Annotated in this window: 13 protein-coding genes; 6 read left to right on the top strand and 7 right to left on the bottom strand. The window is 65.8% G+C overall.

Translation table 11 applies throughout. The features are described 5' to 3' along the window. Positions 1 to 82: 82 nt before the first annotated feature. The 4 genes from ytfE to nirK form a co-directional block, all read right to left on the bottom strand. A complete protein-coding gene (ytfE, locus tag MJ122_RS13345; RefSeq protein WP_239744494.1) occupies positions 83 to 754 on the bottom strand; it encodes an iron-sulfur cluster repair protein YtfE in 672 nt (223 codons plus the stop codon). Between the two features lie 110 nt (positions 755 to 864). Beyond that, positions 865 to 1593 (bottom strand): Crp/Fnr family transcriptional regulator, encoded by a 729-nt coding sequence (locus tag MJ122_RS13340; protein WP_239744493.1) that lies wholly within the window; start codon positions 1591 to 1593, stop codon positions 865 to 867. A gap of 66 nt (positions 1594 to 1659) precedes the next feature. Further along, positions 1660 to 2472: an SUMF1/EgtB/PvdO family nonheme iron enzyme gene (locus tag MJ122_RS13335; RefSeq protein WP_239744492.1), complete on the bottom strand. Its 813-nt coding sequence runs from the start codon at positions 2470 to 2472 to the stop codon at positions 1660 to 1662. A gap of 59 nt (positions 2473 to 2531) precedes the next feature. Next, positions 2532 to 3584: a copper-containing nitrite reductase gene (nirK, locus tag MJ122_RS13330; protein WP_239744624.1), complete on the bottom strand. Its 1053-nt coding sequence runs from the start codon at positions 3582 to 3584 to the stop codon at positions 2532 to 2534. Positions 3585 to 3926: 342 nt separating this feature from the next. Here nirK and MJ122_RS13325 point away from each other — a divergent pair, with 342 nt between their 5' ends. Together MJ122_RS13325 and MJ122_RS13320 are read left to right on the top strand one after the other, a co-directional pair. After that, a complete protein-coding gene (locus MJ122_RS13325; RefSeq protein WP_088420804.1) occupies positions 3927 to 6104 on the top strand; it encodes an outer membrane assembly lipoprotein YfiO in 2178 nt (725 codons plus the stop codon). Between the two features lie 5 nt (positions 6105 to 6109). Next, positions 6110 to 6817, top strand: a complete 708-nt coding sequence (locus MJ122_RS13320; protein ID WP_088420805.1) for a DUF3142 domain-containing protein — start codon at positions 6110 to 6112, stop codon at positions 6815 to 6817. A 108-nt stretch (positions 6818 to 6925) separates the two neighbouring features. On the opposite strand, the gene yegQ is transcribed toward MJ122_RS13320, so the two are convergent. Together yegQ and zwf are read right to left on the bottom strand one after the other, a co-directional pair. Further along, positions 6926 to 8329, bottom strand: a complete 1404-nt coding sequence (gene yegQ / locus MJ122_RS13315) for a tRNA 5-hydroxyuridine modification protein YegQ (RefSeq protein ID WP_088420806.1) — start codon at positions 8327 to 8329, stop codon at positions 6926 to 6928. Between the two features lie 161 nt (positions 8330 to 8490). Then, positions 8491 to 9942 carry a glucose-6-phosphate dehydrogenase gene (gene zwf, locus MJ122_RS13310; protein ID WP_239744491.1) on the bottom strand — a complete coding sequence of 484 codons (1452 nt, stop codon included), beginning with the start codon at positions 9940 to 9942 and terminating at the stop codon, positions 8491 to 8493. Positions 9943 to 10057: 115 nt separating this feature from the next. Here zwf and hexR point away from each other — a divergent pair, with 115 nt between their 5' ends. Next, positions 10058 to 10942: a transcriptional regulator HexR gene (gene hexR, locus MJ122_RS13305; protein WP_017521521.1), complete on the top strand. Its 885-nt coding sequence runs from the start codon at positions 10058 to 10060 to the stop codon at positions 10940 to 10942. A gap of 153 nt (positions 10943 to 11095) precedes the next feature. Beyond that, on the top strand, positions 11096 to 11311 hold the full coding sequence (locus tag MJ122_RS13300; protein ID WP_088420808.1) for a transcriptional regulator: 216 nt from the start codon (positions 11096 to 11098) through the stop codon (positions 11309 to 11311). On the opposite strand, the gene MJ122_RS13295 is transcribed toward MJ122_RS13300, so the two are convergent. After that, positions 11265 to 12200 carry a LysR family transcriptional regulator gene (locus MJ122_RS13295; RefSeq protein WP_088420809.1) on the bottom strand — a complete coding sequence of 312 codons (936 nt, stop codon included), beginning with the start codon at positions 12198 to 12200 and terminating at the stop codon, positions 11265 to 11267. The two genes, MJ122_RS13300 and MJ122_RS13295, sit on opposite strands and share 47 nt — an antisense overlap. 227 nt (positions 12201 to 12427) lie before the next feature. Here MJ122_RS13295 and MJ122_RS13290 point away from each other — a divergent pair, with 227 nt between their 5' ends. Beyond that, positions 12428 to 13843, top strand: coding sequence for an acetyl-CoA carboxylase biotin carboxylase subunit (locus tag MJ122_RS13290; RefSeq protein ID WP_017521524.1), 1416 nt, complete (start codon positions 12428 to 12430; stop codon positions 13841 to 13843). A gap of 11 nt (positions 13844 to 13854) precedes the next feature. Next, on the top strand, positions 13855 to 15669 hold the full coding sequence (gene oadA, locus MJ122_RS13285) for a sodium-extruding oxaloacetate decarboxylase subunit alpha (RefSeq protein ID WP_088420810.1): 1815 nt from the start codon (positions 13855 to 13857) through the stop codon (positions 15667 to 15669). Positions 15670 to 15773: the final 104 nt, after the last annotated feature.

Here is a 15773-nt window from a genome sequence, read left to right as displayed (position 1 = left end):
TCCCGCCAGTATGTGCGATGCCGCCGGGCAGCGTGGTGAGACAAGCTGTCACTGGTCGCCCTCCTGGCTTGCGGTGCGGCGCTCAGGCCGGATGGTTGGCGCCCAGGAACAGCAGGTTGTTCTCCAGGTGGATGTGCTGCATCAGGTCGCGGCGCAGCTCTTCCAGGCCGCTGTAGAGCCGGCGCCAGCTGTTGCAGCCGTCCGCCGGCACGGTGAGGTCGTCGGTCAGGTCGGCCAGCGCGGCGAGGGATTGCGAGTGTTCGTCGTGCTCATGCCGCATCACGCCGATCGGGCCCTGCACATGGGACAGCGGGATGCCCTGGCGCAGCCAGGGGAACAGCACGCTTTCCTCCTTGCACATGTGCCATTCCAGTTCTTCCTGCATCTTCTTCAGGAGCGCGGTCAGTCCGGTGGGGCATTGCGGATGTGCGGCATGGGTCTTCTCGACGCGTTCGGCCAGCGGGATCAGTGCCGACAGCTGCTCGCGGTGAACTTTGTGGTAGCGCTCGAGGATGTGGTCGATCAACTGGTCGTTGCTGGTCAGGCGCCAGTCGGTCTGATCCTCGGTTGGCGGCAGCGCTTGCAGTTCGTCGACGATGCGCTGGGCGTCGAGGCCCTGTTCGCTAGCGGCATCGGCCAGGCTGCGCTGGCCGGCGCAGCAGAAGTCGAGTTTGTAGTCGTGGAACAGCGCGGTGCTGCCCGGCAGGCTGAAGGCCAGGTCGCTCAGGGTGCGTTCGGTGAGGTGGTCGGTCATGGCAGGCCTCGGGTGGAGTGGGGCACGGCGCCCGCAGTCGTCGTGGTCGTCAGTCCTGGAATGGGGTGACCAGTTTAGGGATGAGCGCGCGCCAGGCTCCTTGATTGCAGTCAAGCACCCTCGACCGTCACTTCCCGCTCGTCGCCGCCAGCCACCCGCATCAGTTGCTGCGGGTCGCGCACCAGCAGCTTCTGCCGGCCGCCGACCACCAGGCCGCGGTCTTCCCAGGCGCTGAGGATGCGCGAGACGGTGTGCAGGGTAGTGCCGGTCATCTCGGCGATGTCCTGGCGGGTGACCGGGAAATCGATGCGGATGCCGTCGGCCTCCGGTCGGCCGGACTGCTGCACCAGGCGCAGCACGGTGTGGGCGACGCGCCGCTCGACCTCTTCGGTGGCCAGCTCGCAGAAGCGCACATGGGCTTCCTGCAGGCGTTCGCCGATGGCCTGTACGGTGTTCAGGGCGAAACCGGGGTGGCGGGCAAGCAGCGGTTCCCACTGGCTGGTGGGCCAGGCCAGCGCCAGGCTGTCCTGGCTGGCCGTGGCGGTGGCGGGATAGTCGCGCCGGCCGAGCGCGCGGACGAAGCCGAACAGGTCGCCCGGGTTGACCACGCGCACCAGCACGCGCTGGCCATCGCCAGTGAGCTGGGTGGCCTTCAGTCGGCCGTGCACCAGCAGGTAGAAGCGGGTCGCCGGCGCACCTTGCTCGAACACGGCCACGCCGCTGTTCAGGCGCAGGATGCTGGCCTGGCGGAGGATATCGTCCTGTTCCTCGCGGCTGCTGTTGGCGAAGGGCGGCAGACTGCCCAGCCAGGCGCGGTTGAGGGAGAGATCGGCGGTCACGTCAATGATTTCCCTGGGTCCCGCCGCAGCATAATGGTTATGTGCCGCGGTGGAACTTGAGGGGAATCAAGGGATGTCCCTGACCAGGCGGAAACCCAGATTATCCGGCGGCTGCCCCGCGCTGCAGCCACCGCCGCGGGCATCGCGGACAAAATCGTTGATCGCCGCGCGGTGGCGCCCTTCGGCGATGCGGATCGAGCAGTACTCTGCGCGGTGGGTCTGGGCGCCCTGGGCGTCGAGGTTGACCCGTTGGTGGCAGCTCTGCGTCCATTCCCAGACGTTGCCGCCCAGGTCGGCCACGCCGTATTCGTTCAGCCCGTGGTTGCCGCGCGCCTGGGGCAGCGCCGAGGCGCTGGTACGGGTCTCCGCTTCCAGGCGGTAGCGCGCGAGCCAGCGTCGGGCAGGGTTGCTGCCATCATCGTCTTCGATGCGCAGGGCATCGTCGGCCCAGCGCGTGCCGGCGAAGAAGGCCCACTCGCGGTCGGTCGGCAGCCGCCAGGGCTGGCCGGTGCGTTTGGACAGCCAGTCGGCATAGAGCTGCGCGTCCAGCAGGCTGGCGCCGGTCAGCGGCAGGTCGTCGCGAGGGGCGCTGGCGTCCAGAGCCAGGCAAGCGCCCTCGGCTACGCAGCGAGCGTATTCGCCCTGGCTGACCTGGTACTTCATGACTTCGAAGCGCGGGGCGAGATGCTCACGTTGCGACGGCGCGTCCACCGCCTGCTTTTCCAGCCAGTAGTCGCCCGCCGGGCGGAAGTCGAAGTCGCGGGGTTCGAGTGTCACGGTTTGCGGCGCGAGTTCCGGTTGGTACTGCGGTCGCAGAAGGAGTAACGCCCCGCCCAGCAGTAGCGCAGCGGGTACGCCGATCAGAATGGTCTTGTGCATGGTCCGCCCTGTCCGTCATTCGCGGGGGAAAGGCCGGCCCGCAGGGCCGGCCGTGGGCGTTACTTGATCGGAGTCGGCGGCTGGATCTGGCTCATCAGGTCGTTGTTCCATTGGCCTTCGACCTGGATGTGCGCCGCGGCGCCCAGCAGCACAGCCTCGATGAGGTTGTGGTTGAGGTAGGTGTACAGGCCCGGCTGCAGGAAGGTGTACAGCGCAGCGCCGGCCGCGCCGCCCGGGATGAACCAGGTTTCCAGGTCTTCCTCCGGCGGGTTGTGGAACTTGCCGGTGGCCCAGACGTGGTCGCCATGGCCGCCGATGAGGTGCGGGCGGGTATCGCGGTTGGCCTGGGAGTGGACGATCAGCAGGGTCTCGCCGACGTTGGCCTTGAGCGCGTTCTTGCCGGTGAGGGCGCCGACCTTGCCGTTGAACACGATGTGGCTGGGGATCAGCCCCTTCATGACTTCCTGCATGTCGTTGTAGCTTTCCATGGGCGTTGCGTAGCGCTTGAACTTGCCGTCCTTGTCACGCGGGACGTAGTAGTCCTGCTCGCCGATGTAGACCACCTTGTCGTACTTAAGGGACTTGCCTTCGCGGTCCTTCAGGCCGTCGCGCGGCAGCACCATGATCGCGCCGTTCATGCCCGAGACCACGTGCCATGGGATCATCGCGCCGCCCGGTGCGCAGTGGTAGACGAACACGCCGGGGCGGGTGGCCTTGAAGCGCAGCTTCACTTCCTCGCCGGGCTGGATGATGGTCAGCGCGCCGCCGCCCAGGGCGCCAGTGGAGGCATGGAAGTCGATGTTGTGGGTCAGGGTGTTGGTCGCCGGGTTAACCAGGGTGAGTTCCAGGTAGTCGTCCTGGTGCACCACCATCATCGGGCCGGGCACCGAGCCGTTGAAGGTCATGGCGTGGATCTCGGTGCCATCGTCGTCGATGACCAGCTTCTTCTCCTCGATCACCATGCGGAACTGCACGACCTTGGGCTTGCCCTTGGCGCGCTGTTCATGGGCATGGACGAAGGGCGGAGCGACCAGCTCGACCTGGACGTGCTCCAGCTTCGAGAGGTCCAGGGCCGGACCCATGTTCTTCGGCGCCGCCTCCCCGTCGGCCATGGCCTTGCCGCTGCCGAGCATGCTGCCGGTAACGCCCAGCACCACGGCGCCGGCCAGCAGGGTGCGGCGGGATAGCGAAATCTCTTCCTGATCAAACATGGGTAACTCTCCGTCATCGACGAACTGTCGTTGGCTACAGAAATACCCGGTCGGCAGATTCCTTCTTTGAGCCGGAACAAAGAAGGAATCAGCTGGACAACGTGTCGCAGGCTCTGTTGTGCGGTAGATCGCGTTTACAGTCTTGTACCCATGCAGGCGGGCAAGACCGGGCGCGGCGAGGTAAGATTCTTCCTGCTCTGAATTCCGGCCCGGCATGCGGGCTGCAACGGACAAGGATCCTTCATGCGTCTGTACGGACTGACCCTGCTGGCCCTGATCACCGGCTGCCTTGGCGTGCAGGAGGCGCGCGCGAGCAGCGACGACTCCTGCTACCCGAGCTGGAACCTCAAGCGCGACACGCTGGACGTATGCAACAGCCTGCCGTTCCTCAGTCCGGGCAACGACAGCCGGGTCAACCTGCAGTTGCTGCTGGCGGATGCGGGTCAGGCCAGCATTCCCAACCGCGCGCTGACCGACGACGAGCAGCAGCTGGGCTACGGCCAGGTGCCTTTCCCGCTGGCGCGCTGGCTGGAAGGCTCAATGCCAGGAGATTCGACCGACAGCTCCAGCGCTGCCAGCACCGCGCCGCTGGCCGACCTCGCCGCGCGCATCGGCCTGCCGGCGGATGCCGTGCAGTCCTCCGCCGACAGCTTCGCCAGCGGCGAAGGCAGCCGCTGCCGCAGCAACAACGCAGGCACCGCGCAGGACTTCCTCTCCCAGCTGTTGCTGGCCGACAGCCTTTCAGCTGACGAACGCCAGGGCCTGGCCCGTGCGCGCCTGACCCTGCTGGGCGCCTGCCAGTGGGACGAAACACAGCTCAGCGTGCTGTTGCCCAATGATCTGCAGAGCGCCCCGGCCAAGGCCTACCGCGGCTACCTCAAGGGCGCCGCGGACTTCTACAGCGGCCGCTTCGGCGACGCGCTGAAATCCTTCCGCGCCCTGCAGGACAGCGACCAGGCCTGGCTGAAGGAAACCTCGCGCTACATGGTCGCCCGTGCGCTGCTCAACCAGGCGCAACAGAACGCCTTCGACGAGATGGGCTACCCGGACCTGCGCAAGGTCGACAAGAAAATCCTCGCCCAGGCCGAATCCGCACTGGGCGACTACCTCAAGGCTTATCCACAGGGCCGCTTTAGCGCTTCGGCCAAGGGGCTGACGCGCCGCGTGTACTGGCTGATGAGCGATGAGAGCCGGCTGGCGGGCGAGTACGCCGAACTGTTCGCCCGCGAGGATGCCGACGATCTCGCCCAACTGGTGCAGGAAGTCGACAACAAGCTGCTGGTCACCGCACACCCGGCCGACGTGCGCGACGCGCGCCTGCTGGCGGTGCTCGACCTGATGCAGATGCGCCACCACGAGCCCAACGAACCCCGTGCCCTCGACGCCGCCGGCCTGGCCGCGCAGAAGGACCTGTTCGCCAGGTATCCCGGCCTGCACGACTACCTGACGGCGGCCTACCGGCTGTACGTCGAGGAAAAGCCCACCGAAGCGCTGAAATCCCTGCCCGAGGAACTGCCGGCCAAGCTCGACTACCTCGCCTTCAGCCAGCAGACCCTGCGCGGCTTTGCCCTGGAAGCCGGTAACGACTGGATCGCCGCCGAGAAGCTCTGGCTGCGCCTGCTGCCGCTGGCCGAGCAGCCGCTGCAACGCGAGCAGCTGGAGCTGGCGCTGGCCTTCAACTACGAGCGCAGCGATCGCCTGGTGAAGGTCTTCGCCGACGGCTCGCCGGTGCATACGCCGATCATCCGCGAGATTCTCCTGCGCCACGTCGCCGGCCCCGACCTGCTGCGCCAGCAGGCGAAGTCCACCAGCGTCTCGGTGGAAGAGCGCGATACCGCGCTGTTCGCGTTGCTCTACAAGGACCTGCTGCACGGCCAGTACCAGGCCTATATCGACGACCTCGCGCTGCTGCCCACCGACGGCAGCGGCAAGCCACTGGGCGCCAGCATCGGCTATCTCTACGGGAGCATGCCGCTGTCGCTGTTCCAGTGGCCGGGCGGCAAGAACGACAGCGGCTACGAATGCCCGGCCATCGTCGACGTCGCGCGCGACCTGCTGCAGAGCCCGCAGCCGCCCAAGGCGCTGAACTGCCTGGGCGAGTTCATCCTGCGCAACGGCCTGGATGGCTTCCCGCTGGACACCCAACCCAGCGAGCGCGAACTGGGCGGCGGTGAATCGCTGTTCCCCGGTTCGGCCTATTCGCGCATGGACGGCTATCTCAAGGTCATCGCCGACAAGCAGGCCGTGGAAGAGGACCGCGCCTACGCGCTGTACCGCGCCATCAACTGCTTCGCGCCCAGCGGCTACAACGGCTGCGGCAGCCAGGACATCGCCCCGTCACAGCGCAAGCAGTGGTTCCGCACCCTCAAGGGGCAGTACTCCGGCACGCCCTGGGCGAAGTCCCTGAAGTACTACTGGTAAGCCCCGTGCGGCGCTTACTGGCGCTGGCGCTGGTGTTGCTCGCGGGCAACGCTTCGGCGGCCGGCGTGGACGCCGCGGACCACGACGCCTTCTGGCTCTGGAGCGGCGTCTCGCCCCAGCCGGCGCTGGCCCAGGCGCGTACCCTCTATGTGCTGCAAGGGCAGATCAGTGCGCCGCGCTATGGCCACGGCCACGCCCGGCTGATCGCCCAGGGCATCGCCATCCCCCGCCTGAAGCAGGGCGAGGTGTGGATGGTCTACCGCGCGCATACCCTGCGCTGGAACGAGGACATCTACCGCACCCTGCTTTCGCAACTGCGCCGCTGGCGTGCCGCGGGCAATCCGGTGGTCGGCGTGCAGATCGACTTCGATGCGCACACGCGCTACCTGCACGAGTACGTCGACTTTCTCCAGGACCTGCGCAAGCGCCTGCCCGCGGGCAGCAAGCTGAGCATTACCGGGCTGATGGACTGGGGCAGCAATGCCGCGCCGGAAACCCTCAATCGACTGGCCGGCGTGGTGGACGAGGTGGTGGTGCAGACCTACCAGGGGCGCCAGACCATTCCCAACTACCAGGCGTACCTGCCGCGCGTGGCCCGTTTGCAGTTGCCCTTCCGCATTGGGTTGGCGCAGTACGGGGAGTGGCAGGCGCCCGACTACCTGGCGAAGAGCCGGTGGTTCAGGGGATATGTGGTGTTCCTGCAGAACCCGTGAGGTTGATGTGTGCAGCGGACCGACCACGGACGGAGCCCGCTCCTGCGCAGGGTTGATCCTGGGGTAGGAGCGGACTCCGTCCGCGATTGCTGTCCGCCGGCAGAGGACCTAACTGCCGCCACACCCGCACTTGCCGCAATCGCTCCCGCAACCACCGGCTGACGCGGGCTCTCGCGCATCGCGGGAAGTTCCGCCTTTCAGATTGCGCATCAGCAGGGCGTATTGCAGGTCAAGCTCGTCGGGCACCGGGATATGGACGAGGTGGCCGTCGCCCGGCGCAACGCCGATAGACTCGCCACGGGCGTTCTCCATGGTGTGCAGGCGGAAGGTGCGGTTACCCGCCGGGGTCATCAGCTCGACGCTGTCGCCCACTTCGAAGCGGTTCTTCACCCGCACCTCGGCCAGGCCGTGGCGGCGCTCGCCGGTGAACTCGCCGACGAACTGCTGGCGCTCGGACAGCGAATGGCCGTACTGGTAATTCTGGTATTCGTCGTGCACGTGGCGGCGCAGGAATCCCTCTGTGTAGCCACGATGGGCGAGCGACTCCAGGGTGTCCATCAGGCCGAGGTCGAAGGCGCGCCCCGCGACTGCGTCGTCGATGGCCTGGCGGTAGGCCTGGGCGGTGCGTGCGACGTAGTAGTGGGACTTGGTCCGGCCCTCGATCTTCAGGGAATGCACGCCCATCTGCGTCAAACGTTGCACATGCTGGATGGCGCGCAGGTCCTTGGAATTCATGATGTAGGTGCCGTGCTCGTCCTCGTACGCCTCCATCAGCTCGCCGGGGCGGTTGGCTTCTTCGAGCAGGACGATTTCCCTGCTCGGCGCGCCGATGCCCAGGGTCGGCTCGACGTTGCGCACCGCGTGGCCCAGCTCGTCTTCATGGGCGGCGTGGGTCTGGTATTCCCAGCGGCAGGCGTTGGTGCAGGTGCCCTGGTTGGGGTCGCGGCGGTTGATGTAGCCCGACAGCAGGCAGCGACCGGAATAGGCCATGCACAGCGCGCCGTGGACGAAGACCTCCAGCTCCATGCCCGGCACGCGTTCGCGAATCTCGCCGATCTCCTCCAGCGACAGTTCGCGGGACAGGATCACCCGCTTGAGTCCCTGCTGGCGCCAGAACTCCACGCTGGCCCAGTTCACCGCGTTGGCCTGCACTGAGAGGTGGATATCAATTTCAGGGAAATGCTGGCGAACCAGCATGATCAGGCCCGGATCGGACATGATCAGCGCGTCCGGCCCGAGGGCGATCACCGATTCCACGTCTTGCAGGAAGGTCTTCAGCTTGGCGTTGTGCGGGGCGATGTTCACCACCACGTACAGGCGCCTACCCAGCGCGTGGGCCTCGTTGATGCCGGTGGCGAGGTTGGCGTGGTCGAACTCGTTGTTGCGCACCCGCAGGCTGTAGCGCGGCTGGCCGGCGTAGACGGCATCGGCGCCATAGGCGAAGGCGTGGCGCAGGCTCTTCAGCGAGCCGGCGGGGCAGAGCAGTTCGGGGGAAAACGGAGTGTGGGACATGGTGGCGGAGCGGGTTGTGGGAAAAAGGCCGCCACTCTAGGAAATCCGCCGGCTGCGCGTGCTGAGCGAGGTCAACGGATGCCCTATCCGGTCCCCGCGACCTTATGCCCGACGTGCTCTTTGTAGGATGGGTGTGCATCCGGCGAAATCGGTGCGGTGCATCACTCCAGCCAGCGCCGTCCCTGCAGCTCCAGCAGCGTCTGTGCCTGCTCCGGCCCATTGCTGCCGGCGGGGTAGGGGCGCGGGCTCAGGTAGTGCTCGTGCCAGCCCTTGATGATCGGGTCGACCCAGCTCCAGGCCGCTTCCACCTCGTCGCGGCGCATGAACAGCGTCGAGTCGCCCTCTATCACGTCCAGCAGCAGGCGCTCGTAGGCATCCCAGCGGCGCTTGTTGCGGCTGAAGGCCTCGGCCAGGTTGAGGTCCAGTTCCACCGGCTCCAGCTGCATGCCCTTGCCCGGCGCCTTGGCCATCAGCTGCACACTGATGCGTTCTTCCGGCTGCAACCTTATCCACAGGCGGTTGGCCGTGCTGCCAGCACCGCCGATCAGGCCGTTGGGCGCCGGCTTGAACTGGATGACGATCTCCGAACATTTCTTCGCCATGCGCTTGCCGGTGCGCAGGTAGAAGGGCACACCGGACCAGCGCCAGTTATCGATCTCGGCCTGTACGGCGACAAAGGTCTCCGTATCGCTGTCGTTGTCGACATTTTTCTCGAACCAGTAGGCGGGCACTTCCTGCCCGCCGATGTGCCCGGCGGTGTACTGGCCGCGCACGGTCTTGTCCTGCACGTCCTGTCCGGAAATCGGCTTGAGCGCCTGGAGAATCTTCACCTTCTCGTTGCGCACGGCCTCGGCATCGAAGCGTACTGGCGCCTCCATCGTCACCAGGCAGAGCAGTTGCAGCAGATGGTTCTGCACCATGTCGCGCATGGCGCCGGCATGGTCGTAGTAGGCGCCGCGGTTCTCCACGCCCAGGGTCTCGTTGACGGTGATCTGCACGTGGTCGATGTGCCCGTTGCGCCATACCGGCTCGAACAGGGTGTTGGCGAAGCGCAGGGCCATCAGGTTCTGCACGGTTTCCTTGCCTAGGTAGTGGTCGATGCGGAACACCCGCGATTCGTCGAACACTTCGCCGATGGCCTGGTTGATCGCCAGCGCCGAGTCCAGCGAGTGGCCCAGCGGCTTCTCCAGCACGATGCGCGCCAGCGGCCCGGCGAGCCCGGAGACCTTGAGGTTCTGCGCGATGGGGGCGAACAGGCTCGGCGCGGTTGCCAGGTAATGCACCAGCACGCGGCCTTCCGTGCGCTTGAGGGCCTTGGCCAGGCGGCCGAAGTCGGCGCTCTGCGAGGCGTCCATCGCCACGTATTCCAGGCGCTGGGAGAAGCTGCGCCAGGCCTCGGCGGAGAAGTCGCTGCGCGCCACCTGGGCGCGGCAGTTGCGTTCGGCCAGGGCGAGGTAGGAGGCGTTATCGCGCTGGCTGCGGGCGAGGGCGAAGATTCGCGTGTCGGCCGGCAGGCGGTTCTCCCGGTGCAGGTGGTAGAGCGCCGGCAGGAGTTTATGTAGCGCCAGATCACCACTGCCGCCAAACACCAGAATGTCGCAAGAGCTTGGCAAACCGTGGCTCGCAGACGTATTCACAGACTTATTCCCTGGGCGCGAAGGCAAGTTTTGTAGTATAACTACAACAAGACTACATAAATTTCAGACAACTATCACCGAGCCTATCCCTGTGAACCTTTTGCAGCACATTGCCCAGTCGCGTCATCTGCTCCGCAAGTCGGAGCTCAAGGTTGCCGATCACGTGATGCAGGACCCTGCATCGGTCATGCACAGCTCCATGGCGGACCTCGCTCACAGCGTGGGCGTCAGTGAGCCGACCATCGTTCGCTTCTGCCGCGCCATCGGCTGCAGCGGCTTCCAGGACCTCAAGCTCAAGCTGGCGCAGAGCCTGGCCGCCGGTGCCAGTTTCGGCCAGTTTTCGATCAACGAGAGCGATTCGGTGGCGGACTTCAGCCTGAAGATCTTCGACACCACCCTGCATTCGCTGATGGAAGTGCGCGAACACCTCGACACCCACGCCCTGGAGCGCGCCATCGCGGCCATTGCCCATGCCCAGCGCGTCGAGTTCTACGGCTTCGGCGCTTCCGGCGCGGTGGCGGCGGATGCCCAGCACAAGTTCTTCCGCCTGCTGCTGTCGGCGGCGGCGTACTCCGACCCGCACATGCAGGCCATGTCGGCGGTGACCCTGAAGCCCTCGGACGTAGCGATCTGCATCTCCCAGTCCGGCCGCTCCAAGGACCTGCTGGTGACTGCCAACCTGGTACGTGAAGCGGGCGCCACCCTGATCACCCTGTGCCCCAGCCAGACCCCGCTGGCGGACCTGGCCACGGTGAACCTGGCGGTGGACGTGCACGAAGACACCGATATCTACACCCCGCTGACGTCGCGTATCGCCCACCTGGTGGTGATCGACGTGCTGGCCATGGGCGTGGCCATGGCCCGCGGCCCGGACCTGGTGAATCACCTCAAGAGCGTTAAGCGCAGCCTGCGCAGCCTGCGCCTGTCGCCGAAAGTGGTGAAGAACCACGAGGAGCGCCCGGAAGAGGCGTCCTGAAACCCTACCTGCAGGAGCGAGCAAGCTTGCTCCTGCTGGGGACAGCTCCAGACCGCTCGTCGGCGTCACCGGCGCTTCACCGCCGCGTCGTCAAACGGTCATCCGTCGTCAGCATGCTGGCGTCTCCAGCCCTTCGGCCTTGGGAGATGCGAGATGCCCCGCCATATCGACGACACCCAGCTCCAACTGGACGCCAAGACCCGCCGCAAGCTTGAAGACCAGCGGCGCATGCAGTTCCGTCGTGCCATCGAAGACCGGGTGGAGGCGCAACGCCTCGCCGTGGAAACCTCCGACTACCCCGATCTGATTGCCGCTGCCTATCTCACTTCTGCACGGGCGGGCCGGCGAAACGTTCAGCCAGCTGGCTGATCAGCGCCCGCTCTTCACGGATGAAGGCGACGAACGCCTGGGCCACCGGGCTCAGGCGCTTGCCTCGCGCGTGCACCAGACACCAGCTGCGGTAGAGCGGCAGCTCTTCCACCGGCAGTTCGCGCAGGAGGCCCGAGTGCAATTCGCGGCTGACCGCATGGCGCGGCAGCAGCGCCAGGCCCAGGCCCGCCAGTACCCCTTCCCGTGAACCTTCGAGCGAAGCGAATTCCAGCGTCTGCGGGAAGTGCGCACGTTTCTGCTGGAAATGTTCCTCGCAGGCCTTGCGCGTGCCCGAGCCGGGTTCGCGGATCAGCAGCGGATAGGGCTCCAGGTCCTTGAGCGACAGCTTGGCGGCATTGCACAGCGGGTGATCCGGCGGCGCCACCGCGATGATCGGGTTGTTCAGGAAGGGCAGGAACTCCAGGGCCATGTCCTGGGGCACCAGGGACATGATCACCAGGTCGTCACGGTTGTCCGACAGGCGCTTGATCGCCTGGGCGCGGTTGACCACGGTGAGGTTCAGGCTGACGTCCGGGTGCTGCGCATGGAAGGCGGCGAACAGGTGCGGGGTGATGTACTTGGCGCTGGATTCCACTGCCAGGCGCAACTGGCCCTGCAGCGAGCCCTTGAGGTCGGAGAGGTTCATGTCCAGCACTTCCAGGCGCTGGAAGATGTCGTTGGTGGCGCGCAGCAGGGCGTCGGCGGCATCGGTCTGGTAAAGCTTCTTGCCGATGTACTCGAACAGCGGTTGGCCGACCAGTTCTTCCAGCTGGCGAATCTGCAGGCTGACCGCAGGCTGGGTCAGCGCCATTTCCTCCGCTGCCCGGCTGTAGGAACGGCTTTCGCACACGGCGCGAAAAACCTGCAGCTGGCGAAGTGTCATACGCATCAATGACTTACGCATAGAAGCCTGCCTGATGAGGACATTTTTGCAGAACTATAAAGCATTCTTTATGGCTACCCCAATAATTATTGATTTTGGTTAATCCTCCCTCCCGCGCTAGGGTAAATCCCACGCCGGAACCCGCTCCGGCCAACATATCCAGCTGCCGGTTGCGGAGCTGCCGATTGGTTTTACGCCGGGGCCCTCAAGGTCCGGGCCGAGGGAAAGCCGCAGTGATCAAGAAAATCCTGATCGCCAACCGTGGGGAGATCGCTGTCCGGATCGTGCGCGCCTGCGCCGAGATGGGCATCCGTTCGGTGGCCGTCTATTCCGACGCCGACCGCCACGCCCTGCATGTGAAGCGCGCCGACGAGGCACACAGCCTGGGCGCCGATCCTCTGGCGGGTTACCTGAACCCCCGCGCCCTGGTGAACCTGGCGGTGGAAACCGGCTGCGACGCCCTGCACCCGGGCTACGGCTTCCTCTCCGAAAACGCCGAGCTGGCCGATATCTGCGCCGAGCGCGGGATCAAGTTCATCGGTCCGTCGGCGGAAGTGATCCGCCGCATGGGTGACAAGACCGAAGCGCGCCGCAGCATGATCGCCGCCGGCGTGCCCTGCACCCCGGGCACCGAAGGCAACGTCGCCGACCTGGCCGAAGCCATTTCCGAAGCCGAGCGCATCGGCTACCCGGTGATGCTCAAGGCCACCTCCGGCGGTGGCGGCCGCGGCATCCGTCGCTGCAACAGCCGCGAAGAGCTGGAGCAGAATTTCCCCCGCGTGATCTCCGAAGCCACCAAGGCCTTCGGCAGCGCGGAAGTCTTCCTCGAGAAGTGCATCGTCAACCCGAAGCACATCGAAGCCCAGGTGCTGGCCGACTCCTTCGGCAACACCGTGCACCTGTTCGAGCGCGACTGCTCGATCCAGCGCCGCAACCAGAAGCTCATCGAGATCGCCCCCAGCCCGCAGCTCACCCCCGAGCAGCGCGCCTACATCGGCGACCTGTCGGTGCGCGCGGCCAAGGCCGTGGGCTACGAGAACGCCGGCACCGTGGAGTTCCTGCTCGCCGATGGCGAGGTGTACTTCATGGAGATGAACACCCGCGTGCAGGTGGAGCACACCATCACCGAGGAAATCACCGGCATCGACATCGTCCGCGAGCAGATCCGCATCGCCTCCGGCCTGCCACTCTCGGTCAAGCAGGAAGACATCATTCACCGTGGCTTCGCCTTGCAGTTCCGGATCAACGCCGAAGACCCGAAGAACAACTTCCTGCCGTCCTTCGGCAAGATCACCCGCTACTACGCACCCGGTGGCCCCGGCGTGCGCACCGACACCGCGATCTACACCGGCTACACCATCCCGCCGTACTACGACTCGATGTGCCTGAAGCTGGTGGTCTGGGCGCTGACCTGGGAAGAGGCGCTGGACCGAGGCCTGCGCGCGCTGGACGACATGCGCGTGCAGGGCGTGAAGACTACCGCGGCCTATTACCAGGAAATCCTCAAGAACCCGGAATTCCGTAACGGCCAGTTCAACACCAGCTTCGTCGAAAGCCACCCGGAACTGACCCAGTACTCGATCAAGCGCACCCCGTCGCACCTGGCCATCGCCATCGCTACCGCCATTGCCGCCCACGCTGGCCTGTGAGGAATTCGTCCATGACCGTTTCCAAGAAAGTCACCGTCACCGATACCATCCTGCGCGACGCCCACCAGTCGCTGCTGGCGACCCGGATGCGCACCGAAGACATGCTGCCGATCTGCGACAAGCTCGACCAGGTCGGCTACTGGTCGCTGGAAGTCTGGGGCGGCGCCACCTTCGACGCCTGCGTGCGCTTCCTCAAGGAAGACCCCTGGGAGCGTCTGCGCAAGCTCAAGGCCGCGCTGCCCAACACCCGTCTACAGATGCTTCTGCGCGGGCAGAACCTGCTGGGCTACCGCCACTACAGCGACGACGTGGTGCGCGCCTTCGTCGCCAAGGCGGCGGTCAATGGCATCGATGTATTCCGCATCTTCGACGCGATGAACGACGTGCGTAACCTGCGCGTCTCCATCGAGGCTGTGAAGGCTGCCGGCAAGCACGCCCAGGGCACCATCGCCTACACCACCAGCCCGGTGCACACCATCGACGCCTTCGTTGCCCAGGGCAAGGCCATGGCCGACATGGGCGTGGATTCCATCGCCATCAAGGACATGGCCGGTCTGCTGACCCCCTACGCCACCGGCGAACTGGTCAAGGCGCTGAAGGACGCGCTGCCGCTGGACGTGGTGGTGCACTCCCACGACACCGCCGGCGTTGCCAGCATGTGCCAGCTGAAAGCTGTCGAGAATGGCGCCGACCGCATCGACACCGCGATCTCCAGCATGGCCTGGGGCACCAGCCACCCGGGTACCGAATCCATGGTCGCCGCCCTGCGCGACACCCCGTTCGACACCGGCCTGGACCTGGAACTGATCCAGGAAATCGGCATGTACTTCCACGCCGTGCGCAAGAAGTACCACCAGTTCGAGAGCGAGTTCACCGGCGTGGATACCCGCGTGCAGGTCAACCAGGTGCCGGGAGGGATGATTTCCAACCTGGCCAACCAGCTCAAGGAACAGGGCGCGCTGAACCGCATGCCGGAAGTGCTGGCGGAGATCCCGCGCGTCCGCGAAGACCTCGGTTTCCCGCCCCTGGTCACCCCGACCTCGCAGATCGTCGGCACCCAGGCGTTCTTCAACGTGCTGGCCGGCGAGCGCTACAAGACCATCACCAACGAGGTGAAGCTCTACCTGCAGGGCCGCTACGGCAAGGCGCCGGGCAAGATCAACGAAGCGCTGCGCCGCCAGGCCATCGGTAACGAGGAAGTCATCGACGTGCGCCCGGCCGACCTGATCAAGCCGGAGCTGAACAAGCTGCGCGAAGAGATCGGCAGCCTGGCCAGGTCCGAAGAGGACGTGCTGACCTTCGCCATGTTCCCGGACATCGGCCGCAAGTTCCTCGAGGAGCGTGCCGCAGGCACCCTGAAACCCGAAGAGCTGCTGCCGATCCCCAACGGCAAGGGCGTTGCCGCTGCCGGCGGCGAGGGCGTACCGACCGAGTTCGTGGTCGACGTGCACGGCGAGAGCTACCGCGTGGACATCACCGGCGTCGGCGTGAAGACCGATGGCAAGCGCCACTTCTACCTGTCGGTGGATGGCATGCCCGAAGAGGTGGTGTTCGAGCCGCTCAACGAGTTCATCGGCGGCGGCGGCAACAAGCGCAAGCAGGCCAGCGAGCCGGGCCACGTCAGCACCACCATGCCGGGCAACATCGTCGATGTGCTGGTCAAGGAAGGCGACAGCGTGAAGGCCGGCCAGGCCGTGCTGATCACCGAAGCGATGAAGATGGAGACCGAAGTGCAGGCGGGCATCGCCGGCACCGTGAAGGCCATCCATGTAGCCAAGGGCGACCGGGTCAACCCTGGTGAGATCCTGGTTGAAATTGAAGGCTGACCAAGGACAGACGGGTCTTTAAGGTTCAGTCCCCGGGGGAGCACGATGCTCCCCTTTTTTTTTGCGCGCCGGTTCGCTTCTGCTTAGACCGATTGGTTGATCCA

The sequence above is a fragment of the Pseudomonas sp. DP-17 genome, from assembly GCF_022380625.1.
Lineage (GTDB): Bacteria > Pseudomonadota > Gammaproteobacteria > Pseudomonadales > Pseudomonadaceae > Pseudomonas > Pseudomonas nitroreducens_A.
This window is presented reverse-complemented; position numbering and strand designations above follow the sequence as displayed.